Source organism: Alcanivorax hongdengensis A-11-3, from assembly GCF_000300995.1.
Lineage (GTDB): Bacteria > Pseudomonadota > Gammaproteobacteria > Pseudomonadales > Alcanivoracaceae > Alcanivorax > Alcanivorax hongdengensis.
This window is the reverse complement of record NZ_AMRJ01000048.1, coordinates 1-13,971: the sequence shown is the minus strand read 5'-3', so window position 1 is coordinate 13,971 and position 13,971 is coordinate 1. Positions and strand designations below refer to the sequence as shown.

Annotated in this window: 11 protein-coding genes; 5 read left to right on the top strand and 6 right to left on the bottom strand. The window is 54.2% G+C overall.

From position 1 onward, the window contains the following. The 3 genes from A11A3_RS16635 to A11A3_RS16625 form a co-directional block, all read right to left on the bottom strand. On the bottom strand, positions 1-913 hold a 913-nt coding region (locus tag A11A3_RS16635; protein WP_008930502.1), incomplete at its 3' end, for a hypothetical protein. Continuing rightward, positions 862-1,527: a 2OG-Fe(II) oxygenase gene (locus A11A3_RS16630; RefSeq protein ID WP_008930501.1), complete on the bottom strand. Its 666-nt coding sequence runs from the start codon at positions 1,525-1,527 to the stop codon at positions 862-864. The genes A11A3_RS16630 and A11A3_RS16635, both read right to left, overlap by 52 nt. Before the next feature lie 10 nt (positions 1,528-1,537). Beyond that, complete coding sequence (locus tag A11A3_RS16625) at positions 1,538-2,023, bottom strand: YbjN domain-containing protein (protein WP_008930500.1); 486 nt, start codon at positions 2,021-2,023, stop codon at positions 1,538-1,540. A 134-nt stretch (positions 2,024-2,157) separates the two neighbouring features. Here A11A3_RS16625 and A11A3_RS16620 point away from each other — a divergent pair, with 134 nt between their 5' ends. The 5 genes from A11A3_RS16620 (at position 2,158) to A11A3_RS16600 (ending at position 5,943) form a co-directional block, all read left to right on the top strand. Continuing rightward, the gene (locus tag A11A3_RS16620) at positions 2,158-2,847 is read left to right on the top strand and encodes a hypothetical protein (protein ID WP_008930499.1); all 690 of its coding nucleotides are present in this window, start codon (positions 2,158-2,160) and stop codon (positions 2,845-2,847) included. A gap of 179 nt (positions 2,848-3,026) precedes the next feature. Then, a complete protein-coding gene (locus A11A3_RS16615; RefSeq protein ID WP_040297453.1) occupies positions 3,027-3,575 on the top strand; it encodes a PadR family transcriptional regulator in 549 nt (182 codons plus the stop codon). Between the two features lie 2 nt (positions 3,576-3,577). Next, a complete protein-coding gene (locus A11A3_RS17330; protein WP_008930497.1) occupies positions 3,578-4,378 on the top strand; it encodes a DUF1853 family protein in 801 nt (266 codons plus the stop codon). A 3-nt stretch (positions 4,379-4,381) separates the two neighbouring features. Continuing rightward, on the top strand, positions 4,382-5,413 hold the full coding sequence (locus A11A3_RS16605; protein ID WP_008930496.1) for a DUF2804 domain-containing protein: 1,032 nt from the start codon (positions 4,382-4,384) through the stop codon (positions 5,411-5,413). Then, positions 5,407-5,943, top strand: a complete 537-nt coding sequence (locus tag A11A3_RS16600; protein WP_008930495.1) for a DUF4282 domain-containing protein — start codon at positions 5,407-5,409, stop codon at positions 5,941-5,943. Before A11A3_RS16605 ends, A11A3_RS16600 begins: the two co-directional genes overlap by 7 nt. Before the next feature lie 146 nt (positions 5,944-6,089). Here the strand turns inward: A11A3_RS16600 and A11A3_RS17865 are convergent, their stop codons facing one another. Genes A11A3_RS17865 through A11A3_RS17605 form a run of 3 tightly spaced genes read right to left on the bottom strand, consistent with a single transcriptional unit; the run spans position 6,090 to position 13,903 of the window. Next, entirely contained in the window at positions 6,090-6,935 is an 846-nt protein-coding gene (locus tag A11A3_RS17865; RefSeq protein ID WP_157375809.1) for an ankyrin repeat domain-containing protein, read from the bottom strand. Next, positions 6,919-7,809: an RHS repeat domain-containing protein gene (locus tag A11A3_RS17325; RefSeq protein WP_008930494.1), complete on the bottom strand. Its 891-nt coding sequence runs from the start codon at positions 7,807-7,809 to the stop codon at positions 6,919-6,921. The genes A11A3_RS17865 and A11A3_RS17325 overlap by 17 nt, the downstream gene beginning before the upstream one ends. A 19-nt stretch (positions 7,810-7,828) precedes the next feature. Continuing rightward, positions 7,829-13,903 (bottom strand): RHS repeat protein, encoded by a 6,075-nt coding sequence (locus A11A3_RS17605; RefSeq protein WP_083851800.1) that lies wholly within the window; start codon positions 13,901-13,903, stop codon positions 7,829-7,831. Positions 13,904-13,971 lie beyond the last annotated feature (68 nt).

The window sequence follows — 13,971 nt, the reverse complement described above, 5'->3', positions numbered from 1 at the left end:
GGGAGCCCGACTGGCCGGCGCCGGCATTACCACCGCCGCCGCCACCCGCCACGTGCCGCTGGGACAGGTCCAGACCATTGCCGCCACCGCCGGCATTGGCCGGCGCGCCCCGGCCCATGTCACCGCCGGGATAGCCGCTATCCGGCAAGGTCATCGCCGCCGGGCTGCCGGCCACGCCTTCACCCTTGCTACCGTGCTGGCCATAACCGGCCTGACGCTCCGCCTCGCTGGGAGCCGGGTAGCGCCAATCCTGCGGGCGCCCCAGGGCGCCACTGAGCGACAACGCCTGGCCACCCCGGAAACCGGCCCCGGCCACCGACAGGGAATGGCCCTGCAGGTCGAGCTGACGGCGCACATCCATGGCCAGCACGCCACCGGTGCGGCCATCCCAGGGCAACGCCTTGAGATCCTCTTGCACAATCAGGGACTGGTACTGGGGCACCCGTATCAATTGCCAACGGGCCCGGCCATGCTGCTTGTCCGCCGGCGCATTGCGGTAGCTGTAGCGCAGCCCGCCGTTGTCACCGGCCCCCCGGATACGGGCGCGATGCTGACTGACCCGAACGATACTGACCCATTCCTGATGCAGGGCGGAGGCCAGCAGCTGGCCATAGTCGGCGTGATTCTCATGGCGGATATCGGCGCCCTGCATCTGTATCAGCAAGGCCAGATCACCACCATGCAGACGCCCGTTACCACGAGCCACTGTCAGCGGCAGTTCATTGCTGCCGGCGGGCAGGGTCTGGCTATCCGGGCCGGTAAAGTAGCTGTTGATCAGCGGGCCACTGGCCTGGTCGCCATCCTGGCCCGGATTGGCGCACAACTGCGCCTGCCCGGGGCTGCACAGCAGCGCAAGCAGGATCAGCGTGGCGGATCGAGCCACTCGGCGGTGGTGTTGTTGCAGCGGAACCATCCGGCAATACTGTAGCGTTCACGCCGGGCTGCCAAGACTTCGTGGGGGATTTTCTCGCTCAGAAAGCACACCAGGGTACCGGCACGGGGCTCCACTTCCGTGACCACCGTCTGGGCATCCGGCGCCGGCCAGATGCGCAGGCGTCCGCCATCCTCACTGAGCCAGCCTTCATTGAGATACAGCACCGTGGACAGAAGACGGCCATTGTTGCCATTGAAGGCATCCAGGTGGCGCTGGTAATAGTCACCGGGGCCGTAAATGGCAAAGTGGCTTTCCAGCTCGAACAGCCCCATGAACAGCTCACGGTTGATCTGCTGACGCAGCTGCTCCATTTCTTCCAGCAACTGGCACTGGGCCAGGGTGGAACCGTCCAGCCAGCGGGTGCGGTCACTGCGCACCCGCTCATCAAGATGATGATCCTGGCGGCGGCCAATACCGGCCAGCTGAAATTCGCCCTGGCGGTCGCGCAGCAAGGCTTCCTCACGCAGGGCACGGACCAGAGGCAGGGAAAAATAACCGGGGGACACCGAATAGCCCTGGCGCACCAGATTCTCGATCAGGGTAGTGCGGTGGTCGCCACCGACACCGCCAAGCCAATCCACATTGTCGTGCACGGCCAATCCTCTAGTGCAGCGCGCTACCACCACCCTGGGGGGGTGTATCGGGCTCCGCCTCTTCATCCGGCCACATCAGCCAGTCGCTGTCCTGACACTCTTCCAGCAACTGGATGGTGGCATCCACGGTGGCCTGAACAAAATAGATGAACTGCTGGAAGGTAACACCATGGCGCCCCAACAGCAGGTCACAGGCCACCAGCCGCGGCAGGGAATCGTCATTCACATCCAGGAACAGTTTCAGGGACGGGAAATTCATGTTCAGCCGGGTGAGTTCCGCCTGCACGGCAAACAGGGCCGCCGGACGCACTTCCAGCTCGGTGGTCAGCAACAGACCGTCGTCCTCCACAAACAGGCGCGCATCCACCACCCCGTCACGACCCTGCAACTCGGAAAGGTGCAGCGCATGACAGTGATCACAGATGTAGTGCTGAATGTTGGCCTGCTGCAGCCAGCGTTTTACCTGGTCCGCATCGGGCATGACGACGGTTAGCATGCATTTATCCTCCGGCCGCGCATCATCTTCTATTACCTGGCAAAAAGAAACACCACAGGGCGCAACTTTTGGTCATTGGGGGACCGGGAGCATGCCGGTACCATCGAGCCCGACATTGCGAAAGGACCGGAACCATGACCCACACCCATGTGGCCTTTGCCTCCAGCGAGCGCCTTCACCGGCTGACCGATGATTTCATCCAGCGCATGCGCGGCCCGCGCCCCGGGCTGGAGCCCGACACCCTGGAACAGATCATGACGCTGTTCATTGACGAAGCCCTGCACGCCTTCTTTACCGCCCCCGCTCGGGCCACCGGCCTGAACCCGGGCATGAACCGGGTGGTCAACCTGACCACCCAGACCATCAGCAAGGCCACCGGCATGGTGATTCGCCGCAGCAGTCGCAAGATGGACCTGCGCCAGCACCATGCCGCCGCCGACTACATGGATCAGGTGCGCCGCCCGGGCAGTGATGGCCAGACCTGGTATGTGGCCTTCCCGATCCATGAGGACGTGGCCGATCTGGCCCGCGGCCTCAACGACCATGTGGATGCAGGCAACACCGACCTGGCCCGCCAGCACATGACCCAGTACCTGCACACCCTCACCAATGAAGGCGTGCACTGGTATTTCGAGCGCCCCATGCAGCTGCTGGAATTCGGCCCGGTGATGCGCAAGATGGCTGCGGTCGGTGTGGAAACCACCCGCAAGGCCTCCCGCAGCCTGGTCAATCAATTGATCCCGCGCCTGGAAAATGAACAGCTGAGCGCCTCGGCGGCCTACCAGTGCAGCATGCTGGCCCGATTTGACGGACATCACGGTTGAGCTGATGAACAGTTCCGACACAGTGCACACATTTTGATAACAAAGGCTTACCCAGATTCGCTTAACGTCCTGATCTTCACCAAGTTTTTACAAAACTACTTATACAACTGATTGCGCAGTAATAAGCGGGCTCTCTACTATCAATTTGGCACTACAACATATTGATCGAGGAGCTCGCCGTGTCTTTGCGCCATGCCATTCTTGTCCTGCTAGATGATCAGGAAGCCAGCGGTTACGACCTCGCCCGCGAGTTCGCCAACAGTATTGGCCTGGTCTGGAATGCCACCCACCAGCAGATTTATCTGGAGCTGGGTAAGCTCAACGATCAACAAATGGTCAAATATCGCCACATCCCCCAGGACGGCAAACCGGACAAGAAACTCTACCGGATCACCGACAAGGGCCGTGATGAGCTGATTCGCTGGTTGCGCAAACCGGCCGCCGCCGCTCGTATCCGCGATGCCTTCATGGTCAAGATTGCCGGTGGCGGCCTGGCGGATAGCCACGCCCTGCTGCGCGAGCTGGACGAGCTCACCGAAATGCGCCGCGAACGGCTGGCCACCTTCGAGGAACTGGCTCACAAGCTGGACAACGAAGGGCGCGACAAACAGCTGTTTTCCTACCTGACCCTGCGACGCGGCATTCTCGATCAGCAGGCCTGGCTGGACTGGGCCAGTGAAGTCCGCGATGCTCTTACCTCACGGGAAGATATCTCCGCATCGGTCTGACATTGAATGACACCTCACTGAGAGCCCGGCTGCACTGGCTGATTGACGCACCGGCTCTGCTACTGCCTGCCCCCTGGGGGGATGCCGGCCAGACACTCAAGGATGCCGCCCGCCAGCAACCCGACTTGCTGGACCGGGCACAGGCCCTGCTGGACGGACAACCGCAGCCCCGCCGCCTGGGCCAGCACTTTGAACAGCTGGTTCATGCCCTGATCCACGCCAGCGACCGGCTGGAACTGGTGGCCCCCAACCTGATCATCCGTGACGGCCGGCAAACCCTTGGCGAGCTGGATCTGCTGGTCCGTGACCGCGAAAGCGGCGAATTACAGCACTGGGAGCTGGCCCTGAAATTCTTTCTCGGCGCCCATGGCCAGTGGCTGGGCCCCAATCACCGGGATACCCTGGTGCGCAAGCAGCGACACCTGTTCGAACAACAGTTACCCCGGGCCAGCCTGCCGGCGGTACGGGCCCTGCTGGCCCAGCAAGGTCTGCAGGTCACCAGCACGGCCCTGCTCACCCGTGGCCGCCTGTTCCACGGCGAAACCGATACCCCCCTGCCGCCCGGCAGCAACCCGGCCCATGAACGGGGCTGGTGGTGCCATGGCCAGGCCCTGCCCGCCGGCCACTGGCGAATCATTGCGCGGGCAGACTGGCCAGTACCCTTTCTGTCGGACAAAAGTACCACTCTTGTTGATCGCCCCACCCTCATTGACTATGTTGAATCCCAGTCATACCCGGTGATGGTGCTAGGCGAGAGTGGCACCGAACCGGGATTCATTGTCCCCTCCCGCTGGCCGAGCTGACCCATGCCCACGCTTGAGACTCCCGATACCCTGGTCGACCCACAGGGCCAGGTCGCTTTTGGGCGCTTCGACCACACGGTCGCGCACATCAACGGCCGCCAGGCGGATTACCGCACCCCCATGGGCGCCCCCGCCGGCGCCCTGGCGCGGCATTTTCATTACAAGCAGTTCCAGTATTTCGGCATCATCAGCGACGACCTGCTGGCCGGCTGTGCGCTGGCCCACACCGCCTACCTGGGCATGGCCTTCTGTTATATTTTCGAACCGGGCACTGGCAAGCTGCGCGAATATACCTGGCGCTCGCCGCTGGGCCGGGCACTGCACCTGAGTGAATCCCCCTGCGAGGGCGAAAGCCGCTTTCAACAAAAAGGGGTGGATATCCGGCTGGGCTACCAGCGTCAGGACAGTGGCCTGGTGAAAACCCTGCAACTGGACATTGACGGGCTGTCGCTGCAGGCACGCATGGAGGAAGACCACTTCCAGCCCATGTCCCTGTGCACCCGTACCGGCGTCAATGGCTGGGTCTATGCCAACAAGGTGGCCGCCCGCCCGGTCACCGGCACCCTGCACGATGGCCAGGGGCAACGCGACCTGGCCAGCCTGGGTGCCTGTGGACACCACGATTTCTCCGCCGGCTATATGCGCCGGGAAACGTTCTGGAACTGGGCCTGTTTGTCCGGCCGTCAGGGCGAACACCTGCTGGGGTTGAACCTGTCCTGCGGCGTCAATGAAACCACCTATTCGGAAAACTGTCTGTGGGTGGATGACCAGTGCCTGACCACCGGTGGCGTGGCGTTTGATTATCAGCGCGACGACCTTATGCAACCCTGGCGAATACGCAGCGAATGCGGCCAGGTGGACCTGACTTTTACCCCCAGCGGCAATCATCGCGAGCGGCTCAACCTGGGCCTGTTCGCCAGTAATTTCAATCAGCTGTTTGGCAGCTTCCATGGCCAGCTTCGCCTGCACGACGGGCGCCGCTTTGCCATTGAACGTCACTACGGTTTTGTCGAGGAGCAGTACGCAAAATGGTAGAGAACAACAACGACTCCCGGAACACCACGCCCCACAAGCCGGTACCGGAAAAATTCAGCGTCAAGATCCGCCGGGCGGTGTTCTGGGTGGTGCAGTACTGGCGGGAGCTGTTCAACTTCCGTTTTGACAAGTACATGATCATCCAGGTGATCCCCGGCGTGTACGGCATGATGCTGGTGGCAATTGTCTCCGCCCTCACCTATCTGTGCGTGGATGCCTTCCTGGATTCCACCCTGAAGGGCCTGTTCTACACCTTTTTCGCTGCCCCGCTGGGCTTTCTGGTGTCCGCCTCGGTGCTACGGGCCCTGCTGGAGTTCTACATGGTGGTGTTCAAGATTTCCGAACATGTGGATGAACTGGTGGGCCTGCGCGATACCGTCGACCGGCTTTCCGGCATCAGCGACAGCGTCGATGAAATGGTCTCGGTCACCCGTCGTATTCCTTTCTGGCGCGCCCTGTCCAGTTCCGCCCGCACCGAGCGCAAACCGCGAACGGAAAGAAAGGAAAAGAACACCTCCGAGATTGATTAATTCAGGCCATCATCATGATTCAGTGTCACTCTCTCAATTAGCTGAAAAAGTGGCACTGAATCAGTATTTCAGACGTTGATACCCGCATAGATGGCTCGCAGCGCGCAACCGTCATGTCACCGAGAAAGTCATAACATCGCCTTTTCTTAATCAAGATGGAGCTTATTCATATCTAAACCAGGAATTTGAGACACATGACCAATACAACTATACCCATCACAGGATAATCTATTCGGGTCCGCACCATGATTAAGAAGGAGATTAGCAAGGTCATAGTCCTTTGAAAGCAACGCTTCAGTCAAAGGAAGATAAACACCTGAGGATATATTCGGGGAAGCACCTGCATTCAAGAGCGTCACGATTACTTTCCACAAAAAATCTGACCGCTTTTTATCGCCATTTTTCTTAGTATCAATATAGGCTAAAACAGATCGTCCAAGTGGAGTCTCTCCCAACTTCTCCACCTGATTCAGTGAAACCCCTTCAGATACCAAAAGCTGTAATAGATTCATGCTTTTTTCATGGTAAGAGACCCCACGTAAAAATCTGGACAAACAATTCATCCCTTCATTATCAATCTCATTAACAGGGATAATCCCAAGCAATTTTTTTACATCCTCATACCCCCCTTCTTGACATGCAAAAAGCAACATAGAATCCCCTTCATACTTTTTTCGAGGATTAAAATCCTTTGGTATGAGATCCAGCCAACCGTTAGTATAAAATCGCCAAATAATCACTGGAGACTCACGACCAATCTTCTTTTCATGAACCGGCCACCCCGCCTTCATCAGTTTATCAGAAACTCGCCTATTATTATCTCTCGCTGCAATCCAAAGTGGCGAAAACCCCTCGCATGAAGAGTGCATTTCATAAGAATATTCACTCAAATCACTGCCAGCCCGTTCAGCCTGTGCGTATACCTCACCACATCCCGGTCCAGGATAAAGAAAAGTCAAAAACCAAAAGACTGCACTAGTTAAGGTATTCATGTCTTCTTTCGTTTTCTCTTGTTAGCGCTCCAGCCCCAGGCCAATATTTTTTTAATCTCTCTTCGCTCGCTTTAACATTTCTTTCCGCATCACTGACGATGCTGTCATACCCATAATCAGAAAATCCTTCTATATTTTTTTTAGCCCAATCAATAAAGTCAGATACCTGATCCCGGCTTAGCCTACCATTTAGGACATCTGTATTACTTGATTCTCGATAACCGTTGATAGCCGCCTCATCGATAGAGGCCTCATGCCACAACCTCATTAATGTTGACCAATTCATTCCCTTGTTCGTCCAACTAGCGGGCTTCCCTGCGACAAAATCTGCCGACTTCGATGCAATATCAGAAATCTTCATCACTTTCTTAAAGGCACCACTCATTTTTTTCATTGCAGAAGTCATTCCTGACTCAAATGCACCATCAGCAGGCTGAACAGAATACTCTGTTCTACCTTGAATTTTATAAGCTCTTATTTCAAGAAAGCCATCGGGGTCTATCATATTTAAAGGATTATTCGCACCATACACATACCGGTTAAAACTCACCGGGTCAGACAAACGAAACAACACCGGGTCCGGACTCAAAAACTGCCCCAATGACGGGTCATACCACCGCGCCCCCGCATACACCAGCCCGGTCTTGCGCATTTCCCGGTGACCGGTATAGCCCGTGGCCAGCTTGTCATCCGGGGCATCAAGGCTGGCACCAAACGGCGCGTAATGGCGCTCGAAAACGGTTTCACCGTCCATCGACCGGCCCAGTACCGGTGAGCCCAAGTGATCCGTATGGATAATCGTTTTGACTTCATCCACCGCCTGGGCCAGCCCAGCACTTAGAAGCAATAGCCCCAGCAACACTATCCGTAACATGCTCATTCCCCTTCCCTGGTTAGTTGAGCGGCGCACTGCTGCCACCGGTATCGGTCACTATGATTCGTTTATAGCTCACCACCCCGGTGTCCGCCGACTGGGCTCGCACGGTGATATCCATCTGTTTGCCCGACTCACGCAGAATGCTGAATGGCGCTACATACTGATAGCCATAGCCACTCTCCGGTTCATTACCGGCACCGACTTCCACCGGTTGATTGCCATCCGAAAGCATGGTCCATGACCCGTAGATCTTCATGTAGATATCCGCATTGCCCGCGTCGAAGGTCACCCGGTTCATGTCGTAGCCATAGGCGGAGTAGGGTTCCACATCCCAGCTGATGGTCGGCCCGTTACCACCACTGCTGTCATCATCCACCACGGTAAAGGTTTTTTGTGCGGTGACACTCATTCCCTCGTCGGTCAATGAAGCCTGCACCGCCAGAACGATATCCGTGGGGCTTTGCACCTGCGGCAACGTAACGGTCAATGATTGCCCGGTGAGGCCAGCGCCCAGGCCGAGATCGGGCCCTGACAGCTGTGTCCAGGTATACTGGACATTGCCGTCATAAAGGTCACCGCTGTCATCACTATGGGTCTGGGCAGTGATATCCACGGTATCACCGTCCGGCAAAGTGCTGTCGCCACCGATGGTCACATAAGGATCAAGCTCCCCCACTGGCGGTGGCGTTACTTCAAAGTTGTAGTAGGACACCAGGCCAGAGGATAGCGATTCGGCCCTGACTACCCCCTGAATGCTCTGACCCTGCTGCAAAATTGCACTAAAGGGGCCAACATAACGCCGGGTAAAGCCAGTTTCAGGCTCTTCACCCGCCGCGATCGATTGCGGTTGGTTACCATCACTGAGCATGCTCCAAGAGCCGTACATTTTCAGAGTGATATCCGACTCCACATCAGTGCTTATCGTCACCTTCTGCATGTCATAGCCCCATTGAGAGTAAGGCTGTATATCCAGGCTTACATCCGGTGGCAAATCAACCGTACTTCCACTGTCCTCGATAAGGACGCTGTACTGTGCGGTCAATGTCATATCCGCATCAGGGAAATAGACAGAGGCTTGATATACTGCGGTTTGATCCGCTGTCACATTGCTACCCCAGAGTGAAACATGCGTGCCATCGGTATTCTCAGGCACCATGGCACGCTGCGGACCACTGAGCTGCACCCAGCTCACCTGGCGCGGCCCATAATAGGTATCACCGTTGTTATAGGTAATATCCACACCGATGTCGGCTTGCTGCCCCTCCAGGACAGAGACAGGCCCCGACACATACACGGAAGGCTCAAAGGCAGGCAGCATTAACGAACCCGAACCGGACTGATCCTCAGCTGCAGTGGATACGGTAAACGAAAAGTCCGCCTGTTGGCTTTGCGCCAGCAAAGGTGCCGATAGCGTGGTACAACGCCCCTGCGAGGGCAGTCCAGCAAAGACCGGGCCCGCAGTCTGCTCAAGCCGAACCACGCTAACCGGCCTTGAGACCGCCCACTGACCGCAAAGCTTGAAGGGCATACCCGGATGAATGCTCTCAGGGGTATCGATATCAATGAACGGTGGAGTGGTTTGCGATGTTTGTAACCGCTCAACACTGGCTCTTACCGCCCCTGAGGTTTCATATGCCGCAACGGCAGCATATTGATCCTGATTGGCAGCAGAAACAAAGAAGGGCAAGGCACCGGATACCGGCAGTTCATGCAATACACTGGCGCCACTGACCCCATGGCTGAATAAATACCCTGTATCGTCCGTACTGATCAGAACCCAGGCTCCATCATCCAGAGAGGGCTGGATAGCGAGTCCTTCTATGTACTCATCAATATCTTTTTCGATCGGAGCTCCCTGTAACAGGGCCGTAAAGTCATTCACCGAATAGGTAGACACACCAGAGTCAGTCGCATAGGCCAGGGACAAGCGATCATCGTTGGTCGTGGCAGCGAACTGATAACTTGTGGCATCCGTCAGGTTCAACTGACCATCAACCCATGCCCAGGTACCATCCACGTCATTAAGCACACGGGCAATATCAGAGTCCCAATCCACAACAACCAGATTCGCAATACCTGAAGTGTCGCCAGCTAACAGCGAGAATTGATCAACATTGAAGTGCTCGCCATCAGACTGCTCAAGAGGCATAGCTTGAGGCTCGGACCAACCGCTGATGAGGGTCCAGCGGGAGAGATACAGGCCGGAAGCATCATCGGTGCAGCACTTTTGCCTGACAAGAAGCACTTGGTCATCCGATGTGGCCAACAAACCCAACCCCTTCACCTGCTCGCCGGCAGGCAAGCCGTCATCTAGATAAAACGTCTCAATATCAGACAGGTCTGTATCAGTAACGACCGCGTAAACCTGGCTTTCAGACTGAGGAAGCTTTTGTCGCCAGGCCACGATGACATGGTCATTAAGCAAGACGGCATCCATATCGAAAACGGTATCCGCAAAATTACCACCGCCACTTTGCAGGGAGCTGCTGTAAAGCTCATCGTAATGGCAGAAAGAGCCCTCCTTGACACAGAATCTGGCCGCACGAATTGCATGGCGAGCATTGGTCATCGTCCATACGATAAAGTAATCACCATTATTGAGACTAAATGTCTTGAAATCCCCATTCTCGTAGTCAAAGGACTCCGGCCTTGGGTAACTGTTTAGCGACGTCTGATCAAGTAGCTGGCCATCTTGCATTGCCTTGAGGTAACCGCTCTGGTTATCAGCCACAAGCATCAGACCTTGCTGATCCAGATTAACCATGACCTGATCCGCACCAGTCAAAGAGAAACTTCCCCAATCACTGGATTTCTTGAAATGACGGCTAGCAGAAGGCTGCGCATCCCCCTCGTTATTATGGGCGACAACAGCAACATAACCCTCTTCTGGCAAATCGCCATAATCCAACGCCGCTTCGCCACCCTCACCAGTCAGCAAGAGCGCCATATTCTCCGAAGAGGTACCCACCAGCACTTTTGCCTGGGGGCTGGTATTCCGATCCCAGCGAACAAGCAGCTCATTGGCGCCGACACTCAAGGAAAAATCACTGACTGCGTCAGGAATATTGGCGACATTGGGATCATAACCCGCCACATACTCCTGATAATTGGTAAGGCCATCACCGTCATTGTCTCCACTGGCGTCACTCACTGCGGGATCGAGATCAAGAGCAACTTCATCACCATCTGGTATGCCATCTGCATCTGAATCTTTCTTGTTGGGATTTGAGTGGTGGGAGAATTCCTCAAGATTGGTCAGGCCATCATTATCATAATCATAGTTGGCATCGTCGCGATTATTATCCAAGCCATACTGCTCTTCGTAGCAGAATTCCATGCCATCACCGTCTGGATCATCACCACAACCGTATTTATCGGAGGTCATTCCAATAAGACGTGAACCAAGATAATGGTATTCTTTCTTGAACCCTGTCCCTGAATCCAACTGGTACATAAGGCGACCATTGTTACCATATATGCTGTAGACAGGGGAATTCTGATTTTTAAGGTCACACACACCATTGACACATGTTGACGTGTCAACAACCTTTGTCACCTCCTTTACCATATAGCCGCGATAATCGTAATTATAAAAATCGGTGGAACCATAATAACCATTCATCAAATCTTTTGCTGTCACCGACGCAATGCGAGAGACCGAACCATCAGGTAACCGAGCATAACTACGCTGGAATTGATCGGTTCCCAGCTCTATTGAGCTCCCGGGAACACCAAAGTATGTCTGCTCACCGACAGGGTTATGTTCAGAAACGGCATCAGGGTAAAAATCAACCGAGGAAAATACATTATTTTCATCGTAATGATAGCTAAACAAGCTGCCATTTCTGGACACCATTGAAATATTATTCAGCTCATCATAGACATATCCATAGTCATCCCCGCCTGACTCCGAAAAAAGCAGTCTAGAGAAATCGTCATACGTGGCATTCATTGATCGATTGCCACCAGCACCATCAACGATTTCGGTGATGTTCAAGGCGTCATCATAAACATAGGAAAAGGCCAACAAAGGGTTATTGAAGCCAGCCGAAACCCCCATGGATGAAACGGTTCGCCGGGCATTGACACTGGCATTGTAGACGTCGCCATTGGCGAAACTTATCGACAATGGCACGCCCACATATGAATAGGTGGCCGAATCCACAAAACCGCTATACGACGTGGGGTTACCATAACCATCAGTACCCACTGTATATGTATTCCCTGACGGGTAACCCACGGATATGAGAGAGCGCTTATTATCGTAACCGTAGGAAAGAGTGAAATCCTGCTCGTCAATTGACAAGGTTTCCGAGGTGACCAGGTTGTCAAGTGTGTATGTGTAGGAACTACCCGTCACAGTGGAATTATCATCGTTATCCGTCATGATTCGCGTAGCAGAAAGAATATTCCCCAGAATATCCCGGGAGTAATCAATCACCAAATCCCCGGAACCATCGCTATATGTTTCCTGGGAAACATAGCCAGCATCATCATAGACCACATGGCGGGTGCGAAACCCATCACCAAAACCGCTCCCAACGACTCGACCATCGTTATCATAACTGAAAAGAGTCTTTCCTGTTTCAGGCTCTGTATAGGAAACAGGGTAAAAATAACTGCCGCCATAATCATAAACCCTTTCCACATCACCTGAGGAAATATCCGTAACACTACCTACAATATTTCTTCCTATTGATATGGAAACACCGCCATCCTGCTCCATTCCCATAACATCATAATCGAACGGACTACTATAACTCCTTATCGGGTAGGTAATTGCTCCGCCCAGCTCATTGGTTACTGATACTTCATCACCAGAATAATTAAAGCTTCTTATTCGACCCTGATCGTTAATCGAAATCAATCGGCCATATCCATCATACGAATAGCTCACATGGCTTCCGTTGATGGTTAGCGATACAAGATTATCCTGCGAATCATATCCCCTACTGATGTTGACTGTTGGTGACTGAGGCGCTGTGATTTTTTCCGAAATAATTCGACCATAACCGTCAAACGTATATACATGCTTTAGCGCGCCTCGGCGAACCCTTGCCTCGTTGGACAACCAGTCAACTGTTGTTTCATCGCCCGCAACAGGCTGAAAAGATAACACCCGTCCAGACACATCCCTGACCGTTTGCTCCGTTCTACCAGCATATGAACGGCTCTGCACACGACCAAAATCATCAACTGACTGGTCAATATCCAGACCGCCAGGCTTTTTAATATGTGTTGGTATCCCTTTGTCGAAGGAGGAATATTCGGTTTTCAGGCCTTCAGGGGTTTCCTTGCTTGTTATGTTGCCGTGACTATCAACCGTGACATCAATTTCAATATTTTTAGCAACGATGGACTCTACATTACCGTTGCTATCGTAGGACATTTGGTTTTCATATACATCACCGCCCGGCCCTTCAAGTCCACCTTCTGCCTCTACTCTGCCGTACACATAAGAGCCAGGATCGCTATAATAGGAATTTAAAACGTGCCTGGATCCTGCAGGACCGACCTCATCAATAGAAAGCACATCGTAAGGAGAAAACTCCACCAGGCTATCGTCACCCAAATCCTGGTCTATATTGGTATTGTAGGTTTTCTCCCATACGTCGCCACCCAGAGTGAATGTTTCCGACGTCAAAATAGGAATATAGTAATATTCATCCTCAGGGATATTAAAACCGACCCTGATTCTTCTTATCATATTTTCCGTGGAAATAGGCTTTCTGGCATAGTGATACTCATGAACACTTTCTGCGCCTGTCGCCGGCGTATAAACTTTCTTTTTTAAAAGCCCGATACGCCAGACCTCACCATCCGAGACGGAGCCTAGCCCATCAAAGTGGTAGACCGTAGTCCCGAGGTCGCCATCAACGGTTGTAATATCGCCATCATCTCCTCGTGAATAAGAGTAATTCAGCGTTTTGCGCCCTGCCTCATGCAATTGAGTGACCACTTTATTATAGATGGCCGTATCGGCATCAAAACGGTGAATCAGCTGTGTATCATACGAAATACTGGTCTGCCCACCATAAGGGTTCACCACAGAGGTAATATTACCGCTTGCGTCATACGAATAGCGCCACACATCGCCATCGGGCGTCGTGACACTCTTCAGATCATTAGGGTTCTACCCCGTTACTGCGGACACTTCTA